At 68.1% G+C, this 20,523-nt stretch carries 27 protein-coding genes, 1 tRNA gene and 1 pseudogene; 8 read left to right on the top strand and 21 right to left on the bottom strand.

What is annotated here, in order from left to right; genetic code table 11:
* The first annotated feature begins 43 nt into the window (after window positions 1-43).
* From htpX to CP983_RS17795, 3 genes are all read left to right on the top strand, one after another.
* The gene (gene htpX, locus CP983_RS17805) at window positions 44-904 is read left to right on the top strand and encodes a zinc metalloprotease HtpX (protein WP_030947608.1); all 861 of its coding nucleotides are present in this window, start codon (window positions 44-46) and stop codon (window positions 902-904) included.
* Complete coding sequence (locus CP983_RS17800; protein WP_125529139.1) at window positions 901-1,296, top strand: YccF domain-containing protein; 396 nt, start codon at window positions 901-903, stop codon at window positions 1,294-1,296. Before htpX ends, CP983_RS17800 begins: the two co-directional genes overlap by 4 nt.
* A 72-nt stretch (window positions 1,297-1,368) precedes the next feature.
* Window positions 1,369-1,935, top strand: coding sequence for an SMI1/KNR4 family protein (locus tag CP983_RS17795; RefSeq protein ID WP_150500424.1), 567 nt, complete (start codon window positions 1,369-1,371; stop codon window positions 1,933-1,935).
* 204 nt (window positions 1,936-2,139) lie between these two features.
* On the opposite strand, the gene CP983_RS17790 is transcribed toward CP983_RS17795, so the two are convergent.
* A complete protein-coding gene (locus tag CP983_RS17790) occupies window positions 2,140-3,411 on the bottom strand; it encodes an APC family permease (protein ID WP_150500422.1) in 1,272 nt (423 codons plus the stop codon).
* Window positions 3,412-3,547: 136 nt separating this feature from the next.
* Here CP983_RS17790 and CP983_RS17785 point away from each other — a divergent pair, with 136 nt between their 5' ends.
* Window positions 3,548-3,814 carry a GlsB/YeaQ/YmgE family stress response membrane protein gene (locus tag CP983_RS17785; RefSeq protein ID WP_030947618.1) on the top strand — a complete coding sequence of 89 codons (267 nt, stop codon included), beginning with the start codon at window positions 3,548-3,550 and terminating at the stop codon, window positions 3,812-3,814.
* A gap of 105 nt (window positions 3,815-3,919) precedes the next feature.
* Here the strand turns inward: CP983_RS17785 and CP983_RS17780 are convergent, their stop codons facing one another.
* Window positions 3,920-4,408, bottom strand: coding sequence for a YajQ family cyclic di-GMP-binding protein (locus CP983_RS17780; RefSeq protein WP_107904154.1), 489 nt, complete (start codon window positions 4,406-4,408; stop codon window positions 3,920-3,922).
* A gap of 227 nt (window positions 4,409-4,635) precedes the next feature.
* Here CP983_RS17780 and CP983_RS17775 point away from each other — a divergent pair.
* Window positions 4,636-4,717, top strand: a tRNA-Tyr gene (locus CP983_RS17775).
* A gap of 153 nt (window positions 4,718-4,870) precedes the next feature.
* On the opposite strand, the gene CP983_RS17770 is transcribed toward CP983_RS17775, so the two are convergent.
* From CP983_RS17770 to CP983_RS17745, 6 genes are all read right to left on the bottom strand, one after another.
* Window positions 4,871-6,235 carry a tyrosine-type recombinase/integrase gene (locus CP983_RS17770; protein WP_150500420.1) on the bottom strand — a complete coding sequence of 455 codons (1,365 nt, stop codon included), beginning with the start codon at window positions 6,233-6,235 and terminating at the stop codon, window positions 4,871-4,873.
* Window positions 6,232-6,441, bottom strand: a complete 210-nt coding sequence (locus tag CP983_RS17765) for a helix-turn-helix transcriptional regulator (protein WP_150500418.1) — start codon at window positions 6,439-6,441, stop codon at window positions 6,232-6,234. The genes CP983_RS17770 and CP983_RS17765 overlap by 4 nt, the downstream gene beginning before the upstream one ends.
* A 240-nt stretch (window positions 6,442-6,681) precedes the next feature.
* Window positions 6,682-8,064, bottom strand: coding sequence for a DNA primase family protein (locus CP983_RS17760; RefSeq protein ID WP_150500416.1), 1,383 nt, complete (start codon window positions 8,062-8,064; stop codon window positions 6,682-6,684).
* The gene (locus tag CP983_RS17755) at window positions 8,061-8,489 is read right to left on the bottom strand and encodes a hypothetical protein (RefSeq protein ID WP_229914940.1); all 429 of its coding nucleotides are present in this window, start codon (window positions 8,487-8,489) and stop codon (window positions 8,061-8,063) included. The genes CP983_RS17760 and CP983_RS17755 overlap by 4 nt, the downstream gene beginning before the upstream one ends.
* Entirely contained in the window at window positions 8,486-9,391 is a 906-nt protein-coding gene (locus CP983_RS17750) for a bifunctional DNA primase/polymerase (RefSeq protein WP_150500414.1), read from the bottom strand. Before CP983_RS17750 ends, CP983_RS17755 begins: the two co-directional genes overlap by 4 nt.
* A 90-nt stretch (window positions 9,392-9,481) precedes the next feature.
* Complete coding sequence (locus tag CP983_RS17745) at window positions 9,482-9,802, bottom strand: hypothetical protein (RefSeq protein WP_150500412.1); 321 nt, start codon at window positions 9,800-9,802, stop codon at window positions 9,482-9,484.
* Window positions 9,803-9,964: 162 nt separating this feature from the next.
* On the opposite strand from CP983_RS17745, the gene CP983_RS17740 reads away from it, so the two are divergent.
* The gene (locus CP983_RS17740; protein WP_150500410.1) at window positions 9,965-10,891 is read left to right on the top strand and encodes an HNH endonuclease; all 927 of its coding nucleotides are present in this window, start codon (window positions 9,965-9,967) and stop codon (window positions 10,889-10,891) included.
* Window positions 10,892-10,969: 78 nt separating this feature from the next.
* Here CP983_RS17740 and CP983_RS44010 read toward each other — a convergent pair whose 3' ends face one another.
* The 12 genes and pseudogenes from CP983_RS44010 to CP983_RS17690 form a co-directional block, all read right to left on the bottom strand.
* Window positions 10,970-11,596: an RNA polymerase sigma factor gene (locus tag CP983_RS44010; RefSeq protein WP_268256294.1), complete on the bottom strand. Its 627-nt coding sequence runs from the start codon at window positions 11,594-11,596 to the stop codon at window positions 10,970-10,972.
* On the bottom strand, window positions 11,497-11,793 hold the full coding sequence (locus CP983_RS44005) for a hypothetical protein (protein WP_167537723.1): 297 nt from the start codon (window positions 11,791-11,793) through the stop codon (window positions 11,497-11,499). The genes CP983_RS44010 and CP983_RS44005 overlap by 100 nt, the downstream gene beginning before the upstream one ends.
* Window positions 11,794-12,196: 403 nt before the next feature.
* Window positions 12,197-12,661, bottom strand: a complete 465-nt coding sequence (locus CP983_RS17730; RefSeq protein ID WP_150500406.1) for a hypothetical protein — start codon at window positions 12,659-12,661, stop codon at window positions 12,197-12,199.
* A gap of 207 nt (window positions 12,662-12,868) precedes the next feature.
* Complete coding sequence (locus CP983_RS17725; protein ID WP_150500404.1) at window positions 12,869-14,986, bottom strand: FtsK/SpoIIIE domain-containing protein; 2,118 nt, start codon at window positions 14,984-14,986, stop codon at window positions 12,869-12,871.
* A 103-nt stretch (window positions 14,987-15,089) separates the two neighbouring features.
* Window positions 15,090-15,395 carry a hypothetical protein gene (locus tag CP983_RS17720; protein WP_150500402.1) on the bottom strand — a complete coding sequence of 102 codons (306 nt, stop codon included), beginning with the start codon at window positions 15,393-15,395 and terminating at the stop codon, window positions 15,090-15,092.
* Window positions 15,396-15,423: 28 nt separating this feature from the next.
* A complete protein-coding gene (locus CP983_RS17715) occupies window positions 15,424-15,804 on the bottom strand; it encodes an RRQRL motif-containing zinc-binding protein (protein ID WP_150500400.1) in 381 nt (126 codons plus the stop codon).
* A pseudogene (locus CP983_RS17710) lies at window positions 15,804-16,664 on the bottom strand (protein spdB). Before CP983_RS17710 ends, CP983_RS17715 begins: the two are co-directional and overlap by 1 nt.
* The gene (locus CP983_RS17705) at window positions 16,661-16,852 is read right to left on the bottom strand and encodes a hypothetical protein (protein WP_150500398.1); all 192 of its coding nucleotides are present in this window, start codon (window positions 16,850-16,852) and stop codon (window positions 16,661-16,663) included. Before CP983_RS17705 ends, CP983_RS17710 begins: the two are co-directional and overlap by 4 nt.
* Window positions 16,849-17,115: a DUF6284 family protein gene (locus CP983_RS17700; protein ID WP_150500396.1), complete on the bottom strand. Its 267-nt coding sequence runs from the start codon at window positions 17,113-17,115 to the stop codon at window positions 16,849-16,851. The genes CP983_RS17705 and CP983_RS17700 overlap by 4 nt, the downstream gene beginning before the upstream one ends.
* A gap of 250 nt (window positions 17,116-17,365) precedes the next feature.
* Window positions 17,366-17,521: a hypothetical protein gene (locus CP983_RS44000; RefSeq protein ID WP_167537722.1), complete on the bottom strand. Its 156-nt coding sequence runs from the start codon at window positions 17,519-17,521 to the stop codon at window positions 17,366-17,368.
* Between the two features lie 104 nt (window positions 17,522-17,625).
* Complete coding sequence (locus tag CP983_RS17695) at window positions 17,626-17,808, bottom strand: hypothetical protein (RefSeq protein WP_150500394.1); 183 nt, start codon at window positions 17,806-17,808, stop codon at window positions 17,626-17,628.
* 96 nt (window positions 17,809-17,904) lie between these two features.
* Window positions 17,905-18,288 (bottom strand): RapZ C-terminal domain-containing protein, encoded by a 384-nt coding sequence (locus CP983_RS17690; RefSeq protein ID WP_150500392.1) that lies wholly within the window; start codon window positions 18,286-18,288, stop codon window positions 17,905-17,907.
* A 448-nt stretch (window positions 18,289-18,736) separates the two neighbouring features.
* Here CP983_RS17690 and CP983_RS17685 point away from each other — a divergent pair, with 448 nt between their 5' ends.
* Entirely contained in the window at window positions 18,737-19,492 is a 756-nt protein-coding gene (locus tag CP983_RS17685) for a helix-turn-helix domain-containing protein (RefSeq protein WP_167537721.1), read from the top strand.
* 3 nt (window positions 19,493-19,495) lie between these two features.
* Window positions 19,496-19,969, top strand: a complete 474-nt coding sequence (locus tag CP983_RS17680; RefSeq protein ID WP_150500390.1) for an NUDIX domain-containing protein — start codon at window positions 19,496-19,498, stop codon at window positions 19,967-19,969.
* Here CP983_RS17680 and CP983_RS17675 read toward each other — a convergent pair.
* Complete coding sequence (locus tag CP983_RS17675) at window positions 19,957-20,523, bottom strand: HD domain-containing protein (RefSeq protein ID WP_150500387.1); 567 nt, start codon at window positions 20,521-20,523, stop codon at window positions 19,957-19,959. The two genes, CP983_RS17680 and CP983_RS17675, sit on opposite strands and share 13 nt — an antisense overlap.

The raw sequence follows: 20,523 nt of genomic DNA, 5'->3' as shown, positions 1-20,523 counted from the left end.
ACCAGCAAAGGGTTCCCCTGCCGCACCACTTGGAGGGCGTACCGTGCACCGCCGGCACAACGGGCTCAGGACCGCAGTCCTCCTCGGGGGACTGTCCGCAATCATCATCGTCATCGGCAGTTTCTTCGGCCGAATGGGGCTCGTCATCGCGGTGGTCATCGCGCTGGGCACGAACGCCTACGCGTACTGGAACAGCGACAAACTGGCGCTACGCGCGATGCGCGCCCGCCCGGTCAGCGAGTTCGAGGCTCCCGGGCTGTACCGCATGGTCCGCGACCTCTCCACCCAGGCCCGTCAGCCGATGCCGCGCCTGTACATCTCCCCGACGGAGGCCCCGAACGCGTTCGCGACGGGCCGCAACCCGCGCAACGCCGCCGTGTGCTGCACCGAAGGAATCCTGCGCATCCTCGACGAGCGGGAACTGCGCGGTGTCATCGGCCACGAGTTGAGCCATGTCTACAACCGCGACATCCTGATCTCATCGGTCGCCGGGGCGCTCGCGTCGGTGATCATGTTCCTGGTCAATTTCGCGTGGCTGATCCCGATCGGCCGCTCCGATGACGACGACGGCCCCGGCATCCTCGGCCTGCTGCTGATCATGATCCTCGGGCCGCTCGCCGCCTCGCTCATCCAGCTGGCGATCAGCCGCTCACGGGAGTACGAGGCCGACGCGTCCGGCGCCCAGCTCACCGGCGACCCCCTCGCCCTCGCCAGCGCGCTGCGCAAGCTCGACGCCGGCACGAAGCAGCTCCCGCTGCCGCCCGAGCCGCGTATCGAGACCGCCAGTCACATGATGATCGCCAACCCGTTCCGCCCAGGTCAGGGGTTCTCCAAGATGTTCTCCACCCACCCGCCCATGGCGGACCGTATCGCCCGGCTCGAGAGGATGGCTGGTCCTCGGTGAAAACCATCCTGAACGTCATCTGGCTCGTCCTGAGCGGCTTCTGGCTGTTCCTCGGCTACCTGGCCGCCGGCCTGCTGCTCTGCATCACCATCATCGGCATCCCCTTCGGCATCGCCGCCTTCCGCATCGGCGTCTACGCCCTGTGGCCCTTCGGGTACACGACGATCGAGCGCCACGACGCCGGAGCCCCGTCCTGCGTCGGCAACGTCCTGTGGCTGGTCCTTGCGGGCTGGTGGCTCGCCCTGGGCCACATCGTCACCGGCCTGCTGCTGTGCGTCACGATCATCGGCATCCCGTTCGGCATCGCCAACTTCAAGCTGATCCCGGTGTCGCTGTTCCCGCTGGGCCGCGAAATCGTCCCGACCGACAGGCCGTTCGCGTCGGGTTGGTAGGAGGGTTTTCCACAACCCGTCGGTTGTCCACAGGCCGGCTCCAATGTCAGTGGCGGCTTGCATCATGAACGCATGACCGAGAACGAGCAGTTGCTGACGAGGGTGGCGGACAAGGCCCGCAACACCCGACCGTGGGGCTGGACTTCGCTGCCCGAGCCCGTGGACGCGGCCACCGTGGCCCGTGCCGAGGCCGCCCTCGGCTTCCGCCTGCCGCCGCTGCTCGCCGACCTCTACCTCCGGATAGGAGACGGCGGATTCGGCCCGGAGTACGGCCTGTTGCCCCTGCTCGACAGCCCTCCGGCCGGCGAGCCCGCCGCCGTCACGCAGTACCTCGCCAACCGCGAGCACGCCCGCAAGGACCCGGACTGGCCCTGGCCCGAGGGCGTCCTGGCGATATCCCACTGGGGCTGCGCGATGTACGCCTGCGTCGACTGCCGCGGCCCCGAGCCCACCGTCCTGCTCTTCGAACCGAACGCCGACGACGCGGACCACGCCTGGTATGTGGACGCCCCGAGCCTCGCCCACTGGCTGTGCGCCTGGATCGACGGCACGGGCTGGTACGAGGAGATGAACGAGGAGCTGGAGATGGCCCCTTGGACCGACTTCCGCATACGCACGGCGGCGACACCGGCGCCCTGACCGGCCCCGCTCCGCGATTTGCTCCCACCTGCAACTCGGCGCGTTCCCGGCCCTCCTCCGGTCCCGGCCATCCTTTCGCCGCGGCGCCCCGCCGGCCGTCGGCCAGCGCCCGCACGCCCGCATACGCACGGCGGCAACACCCACGCCCTGACCGCCGCGCCCTCCGACGTGCTCTTACCGCGACCGCATCGCCAAGCCCGCCGGCTAACGCCCCCGCGCCCCCGTCCGACCCGCCACCCACCGCCGAACGCCGTACGCGGCCACGCCCACGGCCAGCACCCCCGCACCGACGGCCACGGAGACGCCCGGAAGGGAGAAGGCCAGCACCACACAGCCGAGGAGCCCCACCGCGGGGACGACGCGCGCGGCCGGCGCCGAGCCGAGAGTCCAGGCCGACGCGTTGGCCACCGCGTAGTACGCCAGCACCCCGAAGGAGGAGAACCCGATCGCGCCCCGCACGTCCACCGTGGCGGCCAGGACCGCGACCACCGCGCCCACGGCGAGTTCGGCCCGGTGAGGTACCTGGAACCGCGGATGCACGGCCGCCAGGGCGCCGGGCAGATGCCGGTCACGGGCCATGGCCAGCGTCGTCCGTGAGACGCCCAGGATCAGGGCGAGCAGCGAGCCGAGCGCGGCGACGGCGGCACCCACCCGTACCACCGGCGCAAGCCCTGGCACCCCGGCCGCCCGTACCGCGTCGGCCAGTGGCGCGCTCGTCTGCCCGAGGCCCTCCGGCCCCAGCACAGAGAGGACAGCCACCGCCACACACACGTACACCGCCAGCGCGATGCCCAGGGCCACCGGAATCGCCCGGGGAATGGTCCGCGCGGGGTCCCGCACCTCCTCGCCCAGGGTCGCGATCCGCGCGTACCCGGCGAAGGCGAAGAACAGCAGTCCCGCCGCCTGAAGCACCCCGCCGATGCCGTCCGAGGTCCCGATGTCCAGACGCCCGGCATCGGACTGCCCGGAACCCAGACACACGACCACCACACAGGCGAGGACAGCGAGGACCACCGCCACGATCGCCCTGGTCAGCCAGGCGGACTTCTGAACGCCGCCGTAGTTCACCGCGGTCAGCGCCACCACGGCCGCGACCGCCACCGCGTGCGCCTGCTCCGGCCAGACGTAGGCGCCCACGGTGAGTGCCATCGCCGCGCAGGAGGCCGTCTTGCCGATCACGAACGACCAGCCCGCGAGATACCCCCAGAACGGCCCGAGCCGCTCGCGCCCGTACACGTACGTGCCGCCCGAGGCGGGATACAGGGCGGCCAGCCGCGCCGACGACGTGGCGTTGCAGTAGGCGACCACGGCCGCGACCGCCAGTCCGAGCAGCAGTCCGGTACCCGCCGCGCGCGCCGCGGGCGCCAGCGCCGCGAAGATCCCTGCCCCGATCATCGAGCCGAGCCCGATCATCACGGCGTCCCCGACGCCCAGGGTGCGTCGCAGCTCGGGGGAGGCGGAGCCGGACTGTGTCATGGCCGGAACCCTACTGATCGCTGCAACCGAGGGGTGCTCCCGTGACGTCCTGCTCATCAACAGAGCACGAACAAGCGCGCCCGAGATCACAGTGCCGGAAAAGTGCAGGCACAGCGCGGAGGGGCAGGTTCAAGGCATGACGATCATCAGCTGGATCATTCTGGGGCTGTTGGCCGGGGCCATCGCCAAGTTCCTGCTGCCGGGCCGTGACCCGGGCGGCTTCATCGGCACGACGCTCATCGGCGTCGCGGGCGCGTTCATCGGCGGCTGGATCTCGTCCCGCTGGCTGGACCACCCGATCACCAAGGACTTCTATGACGGCGCGACATGGGCCTCGGCGATCGGCGGCTCCCTCGTGCTCCTGATCGCCTACCGCATCTTGTTCGGCCATTCCCGCAGCTGACCGGGATCAGCCGCAGAGCGACACCTCCGGACCGCAGCCAGCAGGCGGGAAAGGGTGGGCACCCACAGCGGAGTGCCCACCCTTTCTCGTAACCCTGAGGGTCGCTTACCGGTAGTTCACGAACTGGAGCGCGAACTCGAAGTCCTTGCCCTTCAGCAGGGCGATGATGGCCTGGAGGTCGTCCCGGCTCTTGGAGCTGACGCGCAGTTCATCGCCCTGGACCTGGGCCTTCACGCCCTTGGGGCCCTCGTCGCGGATGATCTTCGCCACCTTCTTCGCGTTCTCCTGGGAGATGCCCTCCTCGATCGACGCGAAGATCTTGTACTCCTTGCCCGAGAGCTGGGGCTCGCCCGCGTCCAGGGCCTTCAGGGAGATGCCCCGCTTGATCAGCTTGGACTGGAAGACGTCGAGGACGGCGTTCACCCGGTCCTCGGAGTTCGCCTCCATCAGGATCTTCTCCCCGGACCACGAGATCGAGGCACCCACGCCCTTGAAGTCGTAGCGCTGCGAGATCTCCTTGGCGGCCTGGTTGAGGGCGTTGTCGACCTCCTGCCGCTCGACCTTCGAGACGATGTCGAAACTGGAGTCGGCCATGTCCTGTGGCTCCTTGTATCGGGGTGCGTGTGGGGTGCGATTCGGCGGGCGTGGGGGTGGCCGCCGAGCCCGGGGCAGGCCCCGGACCGCATCCGGACAAGCCTAGCCACCCCAGGTCCCCCGGGAGGCGATCAATCGGGTGGCGAAGCACCCCTCCGCATCGGGTATTGTTTACGTCGTTGCCAGGGAGAACCGCCGACAGAGCGGTTCGAGCGGCAGCAAACCCCGGCGGTGTGCCCGAGCGGCCAAAGGGAGCAGACTGTAAATCTGCCGGCTCAGCCTTCCCAGGTTCGAATCCTGGCGCCGCCACACGGGAACTAAGGGCCCTTGACCTGCTGTTTTAGCAGGTCAAGGGCCCTTAGCCATGCCCGTGGCCAATCGGCGCGCTGTCTCACACTGTCTCGCGTTCGAACGCCCCATCTCGAACTGCGTGGACGGCGCGTGGACGGGATTTCCGGCCCGTCACGCGCTCTGCTCCAACCGAGCGGAGATCTTGGCGTTCGCGGCCTCGTCCCCGTCCTTGAGGAACTTGGCGTACACGCGGAAGAGCACAGCCACACTGTGGCCGGCGCGCTCGGCCACAAGCTGCGGCTCAACTCCGGAACTGAGCCACGTGGACACCGCAGCGTGGCGAAGATCATATGGACGCTTGGCCAACACCGACTCGAATTCGCTCGCTGTCAGGGCCCGTACGCGAGCCTCCGCCCAGACCTCGCCGTACCCGGTGTCCTGGATGAGCCCGCCGCGCATCGTCTGGAACACCCGTCCATCGGTGGCGGTGCCGTATGCGGTGAGGTGCCACCGCAGCAGAGCGACCAGTTCCGGCGGGATCGGTACGCGCCGAACTGCCTTGCGCGGGCGGTGCTTCAGTCCCCTCTTCTCGTGTGCCTCGCCGCTGTCCGTCCACGCGGTTCCTGAGCGCGGACGCGTCTCGCGGAGTCGGAGCAGACCCCACCCGCGACGCGGCAGGTCGCAGTCACCAAGTCGCAGGCCGATGACTTCAGCCGGCCGTGCAGCCGCGTAGTACATGCAGCCGAAGAACGCGGCGAGCCGGCGGCCCCGCTTGCTCTGATCCCGCACAGCGGCCAAGAGCTTGGCCGCTTGCACCGGATTCGGCACACACTCCGGATCCACCTCCTCTACGACCTGCTCGGGAGCCGTCCACTTGATTCGGTCCAACGGGTTGTCGCTGAGCAACTCGGCGTCGACTGCGAACTCAAGGGAGTTGTAGAAGATGGCGCGCTTGCGGCTGATCGTCCCCGCTGCTGCGGTCGTGCCGTCCAGCTTCCTCGACAGGGCGCTCAGAGCTGCCTTTACGGTCAGGCGGTCAGAAAGCGCGGACATGGGCAGCGACTTGCGGCCGAACCAGTCCAGCACCTTGACCACGTCGGCGGGTACTTCCTCATCCCACCGGTTCTTGTTGAACGCCCAGCTATAGAGGGCGCGTCGGACGACTCTCGCGTCCGGCATTCCCTTGGTGTCTTTCACGAAGGCCGGCGTCACAGTCGCCATGGCTTCCGCCAGGGTCCGGCGGGTGTTACCGGGAGAGTCGTCCCACTTCATGGCGATGTAGTTGCGGGCGTGCTCGTACCACGAGATGTCCCGCTTCTTGTCGACCATGGACTTCGGCAATCCGCTGTCCACATCGAACGGCTCGCCCTCGCGTGCCGCCGTGATGAGTTGGGCCCGGCGGCTGTCCGCCAGGCCCAGGGTGAGGAACGATTCCGAGTGAGGGCGTGCTCCCACCTTCCATCGGAGTTGGTAGGGCTTCCGGTAGTCACGCTTCCTGATGGCCCAGATCTTGACGGTGTAGCTCCACTCGGTCACGCGGCTTCCAATTCGTCTTTGAAGGCGTCCAGGACACTTCGGCGCACGCAGATGCGACCGGACGGGGTCCGGCGAGCTTCCGGCGCATAGCCGCGATCGCGCCACCGATACCAGGTGGCACGGCTGATGCCGATCTCCACCAAGGCCTCGGGCAGCGGGACCAGTTCGTCCTTTGGCGCGCGGCGTCGCCGGGTCGAGGTGCTCATGCAGAGATCTCCTTGGGGTGAGGAGAGGGTGGCTCGGTGTGTGGTTGGCGGCACAATGCTGTGGGTCGCGGCCCATCGCGGCCCAAGCCTGTGACCTGGGGTTTTGCGGTGCTCTCGTGCGGCTTATCGCGGCCCAAACCTGCTCGGTTCTGGGACGCGGTGGGCCGCGATGGCGCGGAGGGAAAGCCGCAGGTCAGGGGCGTTGGGTCGCGCTGGGCCGCGACCCGGACGAATGTGGGCTCAAGCGCTGAGGCCGATGCCGTTGTACGTGGCAATCCGCTCGCCTGACGGGGTACGTGGGCGAGCACGATTGAGCTGGGGGACCACGGACAAGAGGTTGCGGCCAAAGATCTGTTTCGTGCCGGCCCGCACTCCGTTGTCTTCCGCCCACTCTCGCCAGACGGCCCAGAGGTCATCGACGGGAACGGTGCAGGTCGGCCCAGTGGTGCAGCGCTCCCGAACGAATGCGGATGTGGGGGAGGCGGTGTCCTGCATGGTGGTGATGGCGTCGCGGCTGGAGGCCGGTTCGGTGATCCGGCCGGTGCGTTGGAGGCGGGCCAGGCCGTCGAGGGCCCAGTTGATGATGCCGGGCATCTCCGCGATGAGCTTGTCCGTCAGTGTGGGGTCTTCCTTGCCCAGCCAGGACACGGTCATGTTGAGCAGGATGAAGCGGCGGGCGATGACGCCGGATGAGTCGCCGAAGTGCGGCAGTTCGTTGGACAGGATCATCAGCCGGGTGGGCAGCTTCCCTGTCCAGGGCTGGCGGTACTTGCGGTCGATGTCGATGGTGTCCTCACCAGAGATGGTGAGTAGCCGTTCCACGACCTGACTGTTGTCGTTGCCGGACAGGCGGGCGTCGGAGATCACAGCAAGAGGCTTGCCGACCAGGGTGGACAGCCCGAAGTTCGTGCCCAGCCCTGCCAGGGTCGGGCCGGCGAGGTTCTCCTTTCCGACGAGCATCTTCAGCACGCGGGCGATGGTGCCCTTGCCGGACCGGGACGGGCCGACCATGAGCAGAATCTTCTGTTGGTCGGTACGACCGGAGAGGACGTAGCCGAACCATTCCTGAAGTGCTGCGATGGCGTCGGGGGCGTCTGGCCAGATCTGCGCCAGGAACGCCTCCCACGTCGGCGCGCTCGCGGCAGGGTCGTAGGCGAAGGGGACGGAGACGAGGTTGAAGAATCCGGGCCCATGTGGGAGCAGGGCGCGGTCTCGGATGCGCAGCAGGCCGTTTTCGCAGGCGACGATGGGGCCGTGGTCCTGCCCGGTGTCGCCCTGGTCATTGATCCAGGCCGGGGCGTCGGTGTCGGTGGGCAGGAGGGTGATGGCGCCGAGGGCGTCGAGCAGGTTGCCGATCTTCTGTTTCGTCGGCGCCCAGTCGTGCCTCTCGGGTTTGTTGTCCTTGCCCAAGGTCATGTAGATCGCGTGTTCCAGGCGCGTGTACATGGTCGCGCGCATCTGGGCGTCGTCCATCTCGCGCCAGCAGGTGCCGGTCCAGTGCATCCAGGAGGCGCGCCAGCGTCGGCATACCAGGCGTCCGTCTTCGCTCTGCCAGTCGGGCAGGAGGCGTCGGGCGACGGCCAGGGGGTTGGACGGTGCGGGCAGTTCTTCCAGGTCGGTCATGCGGCGGCCCTCCCTTCCATGGAGGCAGCGGGCGTGCCGGTGCAGCTGGATGTGTGGGCGGCGTACTCGTAGACCAGCGCGGCCACGGAGTCCCGGCCCCGGGCGCGGCCGGTCTGCCCGCAGGGGCAGGCGTAGGCGGCGTTGGGGGTGTCTCCCTGGCGCTTGGACCAGCGGGCGCCGTCGTAGTGGTCCCGGTAGACCGGTGGCGCGTAGATGCGGATCCCGGGCTGCTCCATCGTCGGGTCGGCGGCGGGGCGGATGTCGCTGGTCCGGAAGCCTTTAGAGCGAAGGGCAGTTACGACGCCCTTGCGGGCGGCGCCTTTCGGCTCGCCCACAGCGGTCCGTCGTGCGGCTGATTCGGCGGCGCGAGGACCGGCCGGGATGTCGGGGATGCTCTTCAGGTGGGGGCGGGGAGGGGCGCTCATGTGGTCGCCCCCGTGCGGCTGTTGTGGGCGATGGACCAGTTGAGGGCGCTGCGGAGAGTGGAGCGGCACTCGGACGCGGCGAGTCCGGTCGCCTCCCCTGCCTCCTGAAGAGCCTGCTCAACCATGTGCCGGGGGAGGTCGCCCCACGCGACAAACCGTCCGAGGGCGCGCGCTGCGGTGAACAACTTCCGCTCGCGTTCCCCGTGTTGAGCCGTGGCGACATTCCGCGTCTCGTTGGCGAGCGCTACATCCGCATATCGACGTGATTGCCCCGTTACGGCCACAGAGGGCGCCTGAGAGGGCTTGGGGGAGGGTTGCAGGATGGTTTGGAGCCACGACGACAGGGGGGCCGCCACGGAGCCGCTCAGCGCTTCGTAGTCTCCGGCGGGCAGGATGCTGCCGGCAGCGACGACGTATCCGCCCCACCCGCGAGTGTCGACCGACGCGGCGACGGTGCCCGCGGTGCTGCCGATTCGCACGCCGGACGGGGCGGTGAAGTACAGGTGGGTTCCACCGCTGGTGGTCCGCACCCGGTAGGTGTCGGGGACGGCGTGCCCGGCGCGCTCGCAGAGCGCTCCAAAGGTTGCCGCGCCGTCAGGCGCGTCCGAACTGCCCTTGTGTTCTGGCGTGTCCAGGTCGACCACGATCAGCCCGGACGGGCCGGTGGCGATGCCGACGTTGAACGGCGCCCGCGACCAGGCCACGCGGATGCGGTCGGGGTCGGTGGTGGCGCGCTGCTCCCACTTGCGGTGCCCGCCTGCGCACTCGCCGGTGCGGGTGCAGGACTTCTCACCGTGCAGGGCGGGCGGCTTTCCTCCGGGCCGGAGAGGGAAGACGTGCCAGCCGCGCTCGGCAGCGTCCAGCGCTGCGGACAGCAGCGTGGAACGGGGGTCATGGGTCATGCTGGATGTCTCCAGTTCCTTGATGGGTGACTGGCGAGCAAGGGCGGCCCCGCGACTTTGGCGAGACGTGAGGGGCCGCCCTTGCCGTAGCTAGCGGTGCGTGCGGCGGCGCCAGGGTTCGCGGCGCGGGGCGTGAGGCAGGAGTCCGGCGGCGAGCAGGTCTTCGTAGTCGATGCCGGTGCAAGGGCGGCGCTGCTCGGTGCCGTCGGGCAGGAGCCACAGGGTCATGCCGTCGTCGCAGATGGGGCAGTCGGAGTGGTCGCTGCGGTGTTCGGCGGTGATGAGCAGGTTGCTGCGGGTGCCGCCCGCGACCGGGATGCGGCGCACCGAGGTGGCGTCGACCGAGCCGAGGACGGCTTGGGCGATGCGGGGCACATCCGCGTGCTCGCAGACAATGCGGATCTCGAACATGACGTCCTTTCGTGTGCGGCCAGGCGGCTTCTGAATCTCGGAGTGGCCGGCCGGTCCAGGGAGTTGGGATGCGGGATTGTCAGTGCTGCCGATTACGGTGCTGGGATAGGCAGGCATCACGCCCCTGGTGGTGGGGCGGTAGCACGGGGAGAAGGGCGAGCTATGACGGCGTGGTTGGCACTGGTCACAGGGGCGGACCGGTCGCGTTCAGGCGAGCTGTATGACGACGTTCTCGGCGTGCACTACAGCTGGGACGACACGGTCCCCAACCACGGCACGGTGGCCGTGGGCGACGTCATCGTGATGTGGACCGGCGAGACACTGTTGGGGATCTCGGTCCTGGAAGCCATCGACTCGAAGATGGGCGTCAAGGACCTGCACCGTTGCCCCAACTGCAACGACACGGAGATCAACCCGCGGAAGACCAAGACACCGGTCTTCAGGTGCGCGAACAAGGAGTGCAACTTCGAGTTCGACGAGCCGGTCAAGGAGTCGAAGAAGGTCAAGCAGTATCGCGGTACCTACGAAGCCGGCTGGGTCAGTATGGAAGGTGCCCTATCCGGGGCGGAGTTGCGGCAGCTGTGTGTGCACCCCAAGGCACAGAACAGCTTCCGTCGGCTGAAGTGGGACGAGGTGCGGACCGCGCTCGCCGACAAGGGCAAGGCCACGCCCTTGGGGGTCGTGGAGAACACCGAGAAGGTCATCGCCGGTGGGCACGGAACGGCCACCGTGCGGGTCCGGAAGGGCCAGGCCAGCTTCCGCCAGCAACTCTTGGACACGTACGGCGAGCACTGCGCTTTCAGCGGTCCCTTGCCGGCCGTCGTACTCGAAGCCGCCCACCTGTACAGCTACGCGAACACCGGCGACCACAACGGTGGTGGTTTCCTGCTCCGCCGTGACCTGCATCGCCTGTTCGATGTGGGCTTGATCGCGGTCCACCCGGAGACGCTGCTGCTGGACGTCGCTGACGAGATCGCCACGTACCCGCTGTACAAGGCCATGCACGGACAGCCGTTGCTGGTCCCTAAGGTCATGCCCAAGCAGCGTAAGTGGCTGACGGCACACTGGCAGATGCACCGCCAGCCCTAGCCGCGGGCGGCGATGCTCACGCTGCATCGCCGCCTCGCCCCGCGTCGACGACCATGCCCGTCTGTGCCCGCGATGGTGTCACACCGTGCCAGCTGCCCGAAGGGCTGTGCGGGCTCGATGAATGTGGACCGACACAGTGCGTTCGGAAAGCCCAAGTAGCTCTGCGATTTCGCGATTCGTTAGATCAACCACGTATCGCAGGAGAAGGACCTCCCGCTGCCTCTCCGGCAGGCGGTTGAGAAGGTCGCGCAGTACGACGGATGCTTCGGCCTCGCCGATGCCGCCGTCTCCTGACGGTTCACCGCTGGGTACCGCGTCAAGAGTGCTTGTCGGATGCGAGCGCCGATGGTGATCGCGGATCTGATTCCGAAGAATCGCGAAGGCGTAGGCGCGAGGATTGACAGTCGACATGACCTTGTCCCACTGACGGAGCATGGTGATGAACGCATCGTGGACCAGCTCCTCGGCCAAGCCTCCATCCGCTCGCAGCACTGACTGAGCGTAACGGAGCATAATCATATGGTTTTCTACATAGAAAGCGTCAAACGCGACGGCGGAGCTATCCCGAGACTGCTCCGCCGCCGTAGGGCGACTAGCCCGCTCCGTCAAGAGCGCCCAGACCCCTCGTCGTCCCGGCTCCGGAAGAGTCGGATGGCACCGCTGGGGTCGACGTGCGGCTTGACATCCCTCCGCAGGCGACGACACCCCATGACGAGGAGCTGAACACCGACGCCGGCGATCGCCACCGTCTGAAGGTGCTCGGCACCGGAACCCCACAGCGAGTCGGGGTCGGTGAACTGCTGAACGGCTTCGGTGACCACAACGGTCGCGGAAGCCACCCACTTCTTCGCGTCCGACACCAGGCCGGACGCGGCAGAGGGGGGCAGTGCGGCAGAGCTCATGGCGCTCCCAAGGTTCATCCTCGGGGCTCCGGGCGTGGTCACCACCGAGGGGGTCATTACATGACGGGGCATAGGATCTCGCACGCATCCGGACATAGCAAACCCCGCCAATGCTCCTTACGCACAGGCGGTCACAGACCGTATACCGTTCTTGAAGCCTGGTTGTCGGGGACTCTTTGCCCGGAGCCCGACAACCAGGCGAATGACGGAGCCTTGGGAGCGCCCGTCGTACGAGAGACGGACTCGGTCACAGAAGTACTTACACACGTCTCAAGATTTCCCCTGAGCGTGTGCGTGATCTGCCCCACTCTCGGTGTGTTCACTGGAGATCTGCCGTCCTGGAGCGATCGACCAGCCTGCGACTGAACCCGGCCATCTCAAGAGGCGTCGTGGACTTTGACCCTCAGCCGTTGAAGTGGTTGCGCTTGAAGATCGCTTTACGGATGTGGAAGGCGTTGCCGCTCTTGGCGCCGGACGGTTTGAAGATCTGCACGGCCGCGTATCCGCCGAAGAGCACGGCGGCGAGCGTGATGAGCTGAGTGATCAGTGCGGTGAGTGCGGTGATGAACGTGGTCAGCAGGAGCAGTCCGCCGCACACGGCGAGGAACCCGACGCCCCCGAGGGCGACGTTCACCGCCGCGCGGGAGACGGCCGGCTTGGCAGCGAGCGGTTCGGGCTGCATGGGGCTGATGGTGTAGCCGGTGACGACGCGCCCGTCCGGCAGGACCACGCTCGCCACCGCCGGGACATGGCCGGGCGGCACGGGAACGAGCGGCGCCGACGTCACGGCAGCGGGCTGTATCGGGGTGGGCTGGTGGACTTCCACGGCCCGCTCGTAGGGCGCGTGGCGGGCAGGCTCGGGGTACATGCGGAATCCCTTCCGGCAGTAGGCCAGGGAGGCAGACGCACCCCCTTCGGGGTACACGGTGAAGGGGGTTTCAGGGGGCTGACCTGGAGTGCCTCCCTGCCTCCCTGAACGATCATTCGTGCAGGTCAGGGCCAGGGAGGCGGGTCAGGGAGGGGTTCAGGGAGTTCTCCCTGTCTCTCTGACCTGGGCGAGGTCGGCTCCCTGCTCTCATTCGGTGGAAGCGGAACCCCCCGCGTCGCGGTTGGCGAGGGCGCGGGTGAGGCGGTCGCGGCTGACGACCATGACGCCGTCGGACTTGTAGGCGATGTCCGGCCCGGCGTCGTCGAGGACGCGCTTGAGGTCGGTGAACGACCAGCCGCCGTAGGCGTCTTCGTTCAGCATCGCCAGCCGCGCCAGGACGTCTTTGGTCCGCACCCGCGCCGCGTCCCCGACCGCTGATGCGATGTCGGCGAGCGGGTCACGGTCCTCACCGCGTTCGATGGCGTGCAGGGTAGTGACGCCGTCGCGCAGTGCCTTGGCGCGGTTGGTGATGGCTTCGGCCCCGTCGTCGTCGATGTAGTGGGTGCGCACGGTGATGGACGACTGGCCGGCCGGGATGGTGATGCCGTCGGAGGCGACGACCAGGGTTCCCCTGTCCAGGCCGGGGCGCAGCAGGTTGGGGGCGGCGCCGCCGTCGACGGCCTTGTCCCCGAGCGCCATGCGTGCCTGCGACTCGGTGCCCAGCGCGAGCGAGGCACGCGTGTGGGCACCCTCGCGGACCAGCTTGGGGAGGTTCTCGTTGGTGGGGTCCTGGGTGCCCTGCCACATCAGGACGTTGACCGCACGACCCTGGTTGTGGATCTTGCGGACGGCCATGAAGTAGCGGGAGTTGGCCTTGGCGCCGCCGTAGGGGCGCTTGTCCTCGTCCTTGGCCGGGCACATGAACGCCACCTGCGCCTCGTCGACCAGCACGATCAATGGCGGGAACACGGTCCCGGGTGGGGCCTGGATGCGGCGGTTCATCTCGTCCACGGCGCCCTCGACCATCTCGGTCACTTGGATCACGTGCTCATCCGTCGGTCCCTGGATCAGGGTGGTGGCGAGTCCGTCGAACATGGCCCAGTCGCCCACACCCTTGAGGTCACCCATGAGGAACTGCACCGACTTGTCCAGCGACAGCCACAGGGCGAGAGAGCGCAGGGCGACGGTCTTGCCCTGGTTGGACAGGCCGGTGATGAGCAGGTGGCGCTGATACAGGCTCAGCGTGGCGGCATCCCCGCGCAGGTCCTGACCCCAAGGGGCGCGGCCGGTCTTGTAGTTGGCGGTCATGGTCTCGTCGGTAACCAGCGGCGACGGGCCGATCGGCTCATCGAGGGCGCCGGAGTCGGCAACCCACAACCGCACCGTGCGGGCGGCCTGCGGGATGGTGATGAAGACCTCGTGCTCGTGCCGGGTCAGGTTCTCCGCGAGCTTGCGCCGCTTGTTCTGCACCTCGATCGTCGAGACGCCGGAGGGCAGGGTGACGTCGACCTCGACACCGCATCCGGCGATCGTGATCGGCCCGAGCATCGAGGCGCCGGCGTCGCCCATGTCCTTGATGGCGTTGCGCAGCGCGGGAACTCCCAGGTCACGCAGGGCCTTGACCACGATCGAGGGCGTGATGGGCTCACCATCACCAGAGCGAACGTTGGCGGGCAGCGCCCACTGCGGCGCGGCCTGCTGCTTGCTGCCGACCGCCCACATGCCGAGAAGGGCGAACAGCGGCCCCAGGACAACGGCGTAAGGCCAGACGATCTGCACGATCCGGATCAGGGTCGCGATGAAGTTGATGGTGGCCGCGAGCGGGGTGATGATGTCCTTGACCTCGCCGTTGCTGATGGCCATCACGACACCCAGGGCGACCAGCGCCCCGATGCCCATGCCGGTGCCGACAGCGGCACCCTTGGCGACCTCGACCGGGGAGTGCAGCAGGTCCATGCGCCGGCGGTGGCGGGCGTCGCGGAACCGCTGCAAGCGCTCTTCCCACTCCTCCGCCACCTCGTAGTTCCCGGCGGCCTCAGCCGCGCGGAGCATGCGTTCGTATCGGGCGCCGGTACGGCCGTCCCAGGTCCGACGGGCCACGATCCGACCCCCGTTGAACGTGTAGAGGCCGTGCCGGGCGACCGCGCGGACCGTGGTCTTCGTGCCGTCGGCGGTGGCAGCGGTCCTGATGGCGCGGCCGGAGCGCACCCACAGCGGAACGGGCCGCGCGGGCGGGGCATCGGGCACCACGGTCAGCGTGGTCACCGTGGCATCCGGGTCGGGGGGTTCGGGTGTCTTGCGGAGGTGAACGACGTTCTCGGTCATGCTGAGAGCTCTCCTGACTGCCCTGATCAGGGCGGGAATTGGAGTGAGGCGCCAGGGTGGCCGTGTCCGTGGAAAGAGGCGGCCACCCGGGCGTCATCGCTGGTCAGAACCAGCGCGAAGACTTCTTCTTCCTGGACTCAGCGATGAGGCGCCGGCGCTCGACGTACAGGCCGGACAGCTCCGCGCTCAGCCGCGTCTCCGCAGCGGAGCCGGTGGTGTCCATCTGCTGTTCGGCGCGGCCGGTGCTGCGGCCCTTGGTGACGCTGCGGGCGCCACTGGCCAGGGCGCGGGACATGGCCAGTCGTTCTCGGGCGGTCAGCGGCCACCACTCGCCGTTCCGCACGGCCTCAAGCTTCTTCGTCGTGGCCCGGATCTCCCGGTCCAGACGGCGCAGGTCGGAGTTGCCCATCACGTACTCCTCGGTGGTAGGTGAGAGGTCACGCGGCGGCGTCTTGTGCGGCGAGGCACATGCCGCAGATGCCGTGCGAGCGGGGGATGCAATAGCCGACGTCCAGACGGCAGGCCGGGCAGGTACGGCGGGCGAGCATCGCCAGCGCCAGGGCACCCCACTTGCGGGAGGTCATCGACCGCACGGGCAGGGCGCGGTCGATGCGGTAGAGGTAGGCCACCCTCTCGGTGCCGGTGCGGCGGTTCATGCGCATGACCTGTGCCGCTATCGGCTGACCGCCCGGACGCAGACCCTCAGCCCGTAACTGCCGCCGTGTGGCCAACCCGTCCGGCGCCAGGCGCCACGGGTAGGTGGGCACCCCGTAGCGGGCACCCGACGGGTCAAAGCAATTGCCCCACGCGGCCGACATCAGGCCACCCGCTTCCACGCGGCGCGCAGGCGGACTTCGGATGCGGAGTGGCCGGCAGCCCGGAAGCGACTGGCCATCTCCCGGTAGGACAGTGCAGGCGTCTCGCTGTGCCGGATCTCGTCCACCAGAGCGTCCAGTGCGGCGTCGGTGAGCGCGGGTCCTGCCTCCAGTGCGGGCAGTCCGGTCGGTTCACTGGGGCCCCACACGGGGAGCTCCCAATTGGCTGTGACGCCGGGCGTGACGGGCCTCGTCACGCTGGTCAGCGCGCGGCCGGTGTTCTCGCCCTGCCGCGTCTCTTCCAGCGTCGACCACGCCCCGGCGAGGGTTTTGGCGGTCCTGGCCTGGACGCGTGCGACACGCGCACCCGCCCCCGTCACGGCCGTCAAGCGGGTCTCTTCGGCGCCCGCTTCGGCCCGCAGACGAGCGCGAGCCACGGCCGCCTCGTCGCGGGCCTCCTGCTGGATGCCCCGGATTGCGTCCAGGGCGGCGGGGGTGAGCGCGGTGCGCTCCCACAGGCCGTGGACCAGTCACAGGGCCTTGGCCGCGATCGGTAGCCACGCCACCGCCAGCCACGCGCCGGCGGAGGATTCGGCGGTGAGGGCGTGGGCGACCAGGACACCGGAGGCGGCCAGGCCGAAGAACCAGCCCACCCCGGTCACGACGCGGTTGTGGTCGCCCTGTGCGGCCAGGCGGCGTTCGTAGGCGAGGGTGGCCAGCCATCCTCCGTCGATGCCGAGGCCGACGACCAGGGCGACCGGTACGGGTACGGCGGTGCCGAGCCACATCACGACCACGGCCAGGGTGAGCACCATGGACACCGCCGTCATCACGGCGGCGGGCAGAACGGTCTTGGCCTTCACGCCGCACCGCCGTTCCGGCGGCCGTGGACCATCCAACCGAGGAACTGCACGAAGCAGCCGCCCGCGATCACGTAGCGCCAGATGGGCTCATGCGTGACGAACGCGGCCGTGACGCTGGTGAACGAGACCAGCAGGCCCGCCACGATCAGCAGCAGGGCCAGGCCGGTCGGGGACGTGTTCGCCCTCATGCCGCACCGCCCGGCATGCTCGCGTTCTTGCGGTTGATCAGTGCGACCCGGGCGGCGAGCGCGCGGCGGCGGGCGCGGCGGATGCGGCGCGCGTCCAGCTCGGTCGGGGTGCGGTCGAGGGTGATGATCTGCGCGTCGAGGAGTTCGACGTCCGCCAGGATGACGGGCATCTCCTGCTCGATCGCGTCCAGCTCCGCGTCCGTCGGTTCGATCCAGTCGGCGAACGCGATAGCAGCGTCCTGAACTGTGACAATGGAGTTCATGGGTCGTGGTCTCCCTAGCAGGTGCAACGGCCCGTACAGCACCCCCGGAGTGCCAGCTCCGGGGGTGCACGCCGTTGAGAGGGGATGCCGCACGCAGAACGCGGTGCGGCGCGGCCACAGAGCGGTGGCCGGAGTGCCCCGGGCGAGATTCGATCCCGCGCCCTTCACGGCTGACTGCCGGGGCTGGGTGGGTCAGTGCGCGCTGGCGCGGCGTTCAGGCGGGATCGTCCGCCCGGGGCCCTCGCTGCGTTCAGTTGCCGTGTTCGCCGTGCAACTTGGCGGCGTACTCCCAGAACTGCCGGTTCCTCTCGGCCTCTGCTTCCTCGTTGGCCCGCCTCTGCTGGTACACGCGGGCCTCCTCGGCCTCGCCGGATTCCTCGGCCTTCCGCTGCCACATCCAGTCCATGTGCGTGCTCCTTGATCTGGTTGTTGATGAGTGGGTGGTGCGTGCCCTCGCCCGCGTTTGCGGCGTAGGCCCGGGATCGGCCCGGCAAGGGCTGGAAGAGCAGGTCAGAAGTTCTGGCGGATGCCACCGGTGTTGCCGCCCTCGTGCACGGTGACGTCGTTGCCGGTGATCACGACGGGGCTGTTCTGGAACGGGTTATGGTCGCCGGTGACGATGCCGTTGACCTCGCCCTGAATGACGGTGCCGGTGACGTCGCCGCTGATGTTGCAGTTGTCGTGCTGAGCCATGAGAGGCACTCCCTGAGTGGGTGACCGGGTGGGCCGTCGGGTCTGTACGGCTCCCCTTGCCGCAGGTGGTGCGGGGTCCTGCGGCGCGGGCAGTCGTCAGCGCTGGACGACGTCCTTGCCCATGTCGCGGTGCGAGACGGACACGCTGTGCCCGGCGGCCCGCAGGCAGGCGGCGAGAGCACGGGCGAACGTCGGGGCGCGGTGGCGGCCACCGGCACATCCGTCGGCCACGACGACCGTTCCGGCACTCGGGCCGGACGCGAACGCAGCAACCGCCCTGGCGGTCGCCGCCACCAAGTCCGTGATGCCGGGGGTGTTCAGCACGGCCGTGCGGACCGGTGCGTCGTCGGCGGTCATGTACCGCAGCTCCGGGGCGACGTGCGGGTCGCGGAAGTGGTGCCGCAGGTCGATGGTCAGGTGAGCGGCCGGCGGCGCGTCGTGCAAGTAGCCGAACGAAACGATCTCGACGGAAGCAGACATGCAGGACTCCTAAGAGGCGAAGAGGTGTTCCGGCTCCCCTCAGCGCTGCTCGTACGAGACGAGCAGCGGAGGCAACCGGCCGCAGCCCTTGAGCTGCGAAAAGGTCGAATGGCGCTGTACCGCGCACAGGACAGAACCCATGCGCGCCCGCCCTCTTGCTTGCGAAGGGGGGACGGGCTTCCCTCGGCACGCTGTTGAGTTCTCAAGCTGCTGTCGCTTCCTTCGAGCCCGTTCCACGGGGCCCTCCGGGCAATGCAGTACCTGTTTTACAGGGACTGCATAGGGGTCCGTCAAGTACAGCGACGGAACCTCTTGGCTTTGCACCGGAACTTCTTGGTGCACGATCAGAATCGGTGCAGGTTAGGGGAGTTGGTTACCCCACTCATGGACAGCTCTGGTTGATCTGGCTACCTTCAAGAGGTCCCTAGACGTCCCATCGGGGGTGGAGATGTCCAACGAGCGGCTGCGGTCGGCTCTCTTGGCACAGAACATGACCGTGCAGCAACTCGCGGAAGCCATCGAAGTCAACCCGAAGACAGTCGAGCGCTGGATCACGCAGGGCAAGGTGCCTTACCGGCGCCATCAATACGCCACCGCGTCCCTGCTGAACGTCGACGTGACGACGCTGTGGGATGACACACGCTCGCTCGACAGTGCAACTGACCTGTGCAAGGCGGAGATCGTCACGGTGTACCCGCACCGCCACGTCGTACCGACCGACCTATGGCGGGAGATGTGCGAACGCGCCAACGAGCGCATCGACATCCTTGTGTACGCAGGCATCGGCTTGGCGGAAGACCCACGCTTCCTGTCAGTCCTCAAGGCGAAATCGCAGAGCGTCGCCATTCGCGTCCTGATGGGCGATCCGGCGTGCGAGGCCGTCATCCGGCGCGGCATCGACGAAGGGCACCGCATCATGGACGGCAAGATCCGTAACGCGCTGGTCAACTATCGCCCTCTGTTCACCAGCCACCCTGAGATTGCCTTCCGTCTGCATGACACGGTGCTCTACAACTCGATCTACCGTGTGGATGACGAGATGCTCGTCAACACGCACGTGTATGGCGTTGGCGCCTACCTGGCTCCGGTTCTTCACCTGCGACGACTCCCCGGGGGCGGGCTTTTCGACACCTTCGCCAATAGCGTTCAGCAGACCTGGGAAGGCGCCAGGCCAGCGACCGAACACGACATCACAGGAGCATGAGGCATGGGCCGCATCGACTACCTACACGACCCGGACGCTCCGCCGGCCAACTCTGTCGTGCCATCCGTCGTGGCGTTTGTGCAGAACGACGCGGGCCAGGTGCTGATGATCCAGCGATCCGATAACGGCCGTTGGGCGCTGCCCGGCGGTGGGCACGACGTCGGCGAGTCCATCAGTGACACCGTCGTACGCGAAGTCTGGGAAGAGACGGGGATCAAGGCGGAAGTCGTCGACATGTCCGGGATCTACACGGACCCTGGTCACCGGATGCAGTACGACGATGGCGAGATCCGCCAGCAGTTCAGCATCTGCTTCCGCGCGCGGCCGGTTGGAGGTGAGGTGCGCACGAGCAACGAGACGACACAGGTCCGCTGGGTTGACCCAGCGGACCTATCCAAGCTCGACATCCACCCCACTATGCTGCTCCGGATTGAGCACGCCATGGATCGGACGCGGAAGGCTCCCTACATCGGCTGATGCTTAGCGGCGGCGACGCGTTCGAGCACACGCGACGTGCTCGCGAGGATCTCCGGCTCGGCACGGCGAATGAACGTGCCGATCAGGCTATCGGTCCCGTACCGGCTGGCAATCTCGTTGACGCGGTCGACCGGATTCGTGGGCGTGCCGTCCGGAGTGGTGTTCATATCGCAGAAGCAGAGAGCGTCATTGAGGTGCGCAGGCTCGCGGGGGAACTCGCCCTCCAGTTCCTCGCGCAGGCCGCGCGCTTCGGCCTCCATCCATGAGCACGAGTGGTGGGCCACCAGATTCACGACCCGTGCCTCGGCATGCGCCACGTCACGGAGGTAGCGAGCGCCATCAAGCGGGTGAAAGCCTGTCTTGGCCAGGTCTGGCGAGTAGCCAACGTCATGAAGGACGGCTGATGCTTCCAGCAGTTCGGCGTCCTGCCCGAGGATGAGCGCGATGGTGCGCGCTCGCTCGGCTACCCCCAGCGAGTGTTGCCACCGCCGCGGCAGCGGCTCGGCGAGCAATGACTCGGCGAGGGGATAGGCCCACTCCGTCAGGTCCGACAA

The organism is Streptomyces chartreusis (assembly GCF_008704715.1).
In the GTDB taxonomy this organism is placed as follows: domain Bacteria; phylum Actinomycetota; class Actinomycetes; order Streptomycetales; family Streptomycetaceae; genus Streptomyces; species Streptomyces chartreusis.
The sequence above is the reverse complement of the archived record's forward strand: the minus strand, read 5'-3'. Positions and strand labels throughout refer to the sequence as shown.

Coding starts and splice junctions, on each gene's coding strand:
- CP983_RS17700 (WP_150500396.1), bottom strand. CDS start 17,115: ATGAACTCCATTGTCACAGTTCAGGACGCTGCTATCGCGTTCGCCGAC.
- CP983_RS17740 (WP_150500410.1), top strand. CDS start 9,965: ATGACGGCGTGGTTGGCACTGGTCACAGGGGCGGACCGGTCGCGTTCA.
- CP983_RS44005 (WP_167537723.1), bottom strand. CDS start 11,793: ATGAGCTCTGCCGCACTGCCCCCCTCTGCCGCGTCCGGCCTGGTGTCG.
- CP983_RS17690 (WP_150500392.1), bottom strand. CDS start 18,288: ATGTCTGCTTCCGTCGAGATCGTTTCGTTCGGCTACTTGCACGACGCG.
- CP983_RS44000 (WP_167537722.1), bottom strand. CDS start 17,521: ATGGACTGGATGTGGCAGCGGAAGGCCGAGGAATCCGGCGAGGCCGAG.
- CP983_RS17705 (WP_150500398.1), bottom strand. CDS start 16,852: ATGAGGGCGAACACGTCCCCGACCGGCCTGGCCCTGCTGCTGATCGTG.
- CP983_RS17785 (WP_030947618.1), top strand. CDS start 3,548: ATGACGATCATCAGCTGGATCATTCTGGGGCTGTTGGCCGGGGCCATC.
- CP983_RS17685 (WP_167537721.1), top strand. CDS start 18,737: ATGTCCAACGAGCGGCTGCGGTCGGCTCTCTTGGCACAGAACATGACC.
- CP983_RS17720 (WP_150500402.1), bottom strand. CDS start 15,395: ATGGGCAACTCCGACCTGCGCCGTCTGGACCGGGAGATCCGGGCCACG.
- CP983_RS17760 (WP_150500416.1), bottom strand. CDS start 8,064: ATGACCGACCTGGAAGAACTGCCCGCACCGTCCAACCCCCTGGCCGTC.
- CP983_RS17765 (WP_150500418.1), bottom strand. CDS start 6,441: ATGAGCACCTCGACCCGGCGACGCCGCGCGCCAAAGGACGAACTGGTC.
- CP983_RS17715 (WP_150500400.1), bottom strand. CDS start 15,804: ATGTCGGCCGCGTGGGGCAATTGCTTTGACCCGTCGGGTGCCCGCTAC.
- CP983_RS17680 (WP_150500390.1), top strand. CDS start 19,496: ATGGGCCGCATCGACTACCTACACGACCCGGACGCTCCGCCGGCCAAC.
- CP983_RS17795 (WP_150500424.1), top strand. CDS start 1,369: ATGACCGAGAACGAGCAGTTGCTGACGAGGGTGGCGGACAAGGCCCGC.
- CP983_RS17790 (WP_150500422.1), bottom strand. CDS start 3,411: ATGACACAGTCCGGCTCCGCCTCCCCCGAGCTGCGACGCACCCTGGGC.
- CP983_RS17730 (WP_150500406.1), bottom strand. CDS start 12,661: ATGTACCCCGAGCCTGCCCGCCACGCGCCCTACGAGCGGGCCGTGGAA.
- CP983_RS17695 (WP_150500394.1), bottom strand. CDS start 17,808: ATGGCTCAGCACGACAACTGCAACATCAGCGGCGACGTCACCGGCACC.
- CP983_RS17750 (WP_150500414.1), bottom strand. CDS start 9,391: ATGACCCATGACCCCCGTTCCACGCTGCTGTCCGCAGCGCTGGACGCT.
- CP983_RS17725 (WP_150500404.1), bottom strand. CDS start 14,986: ATGACCGAGAACGTCGTTCACCTCCGCAAGACACCCGAACCCCCCGAC.
- CP983_RS17780 (WP_107904154.1), bottom strand. CDS start 4,408: ATGGCCGACTCCAGTTTCGACATCGTCTCGAAGGTCGAGCGGCAGGAG.
- CP983_RS17755 (WP_229914940.1), bottom strand. CDS start 8,489: ATGAGCGCCCCTCCCCGCCCCCACCTGAAGAGCATCCCCGACATCCCG.
- CP983_RS17745 (WP_150500412.1), bottom strand. CDS start 9,802: ATGTTCGAGATCCGCATTGTCTGCGAGCACGCGGATGTGCCCCGCATC.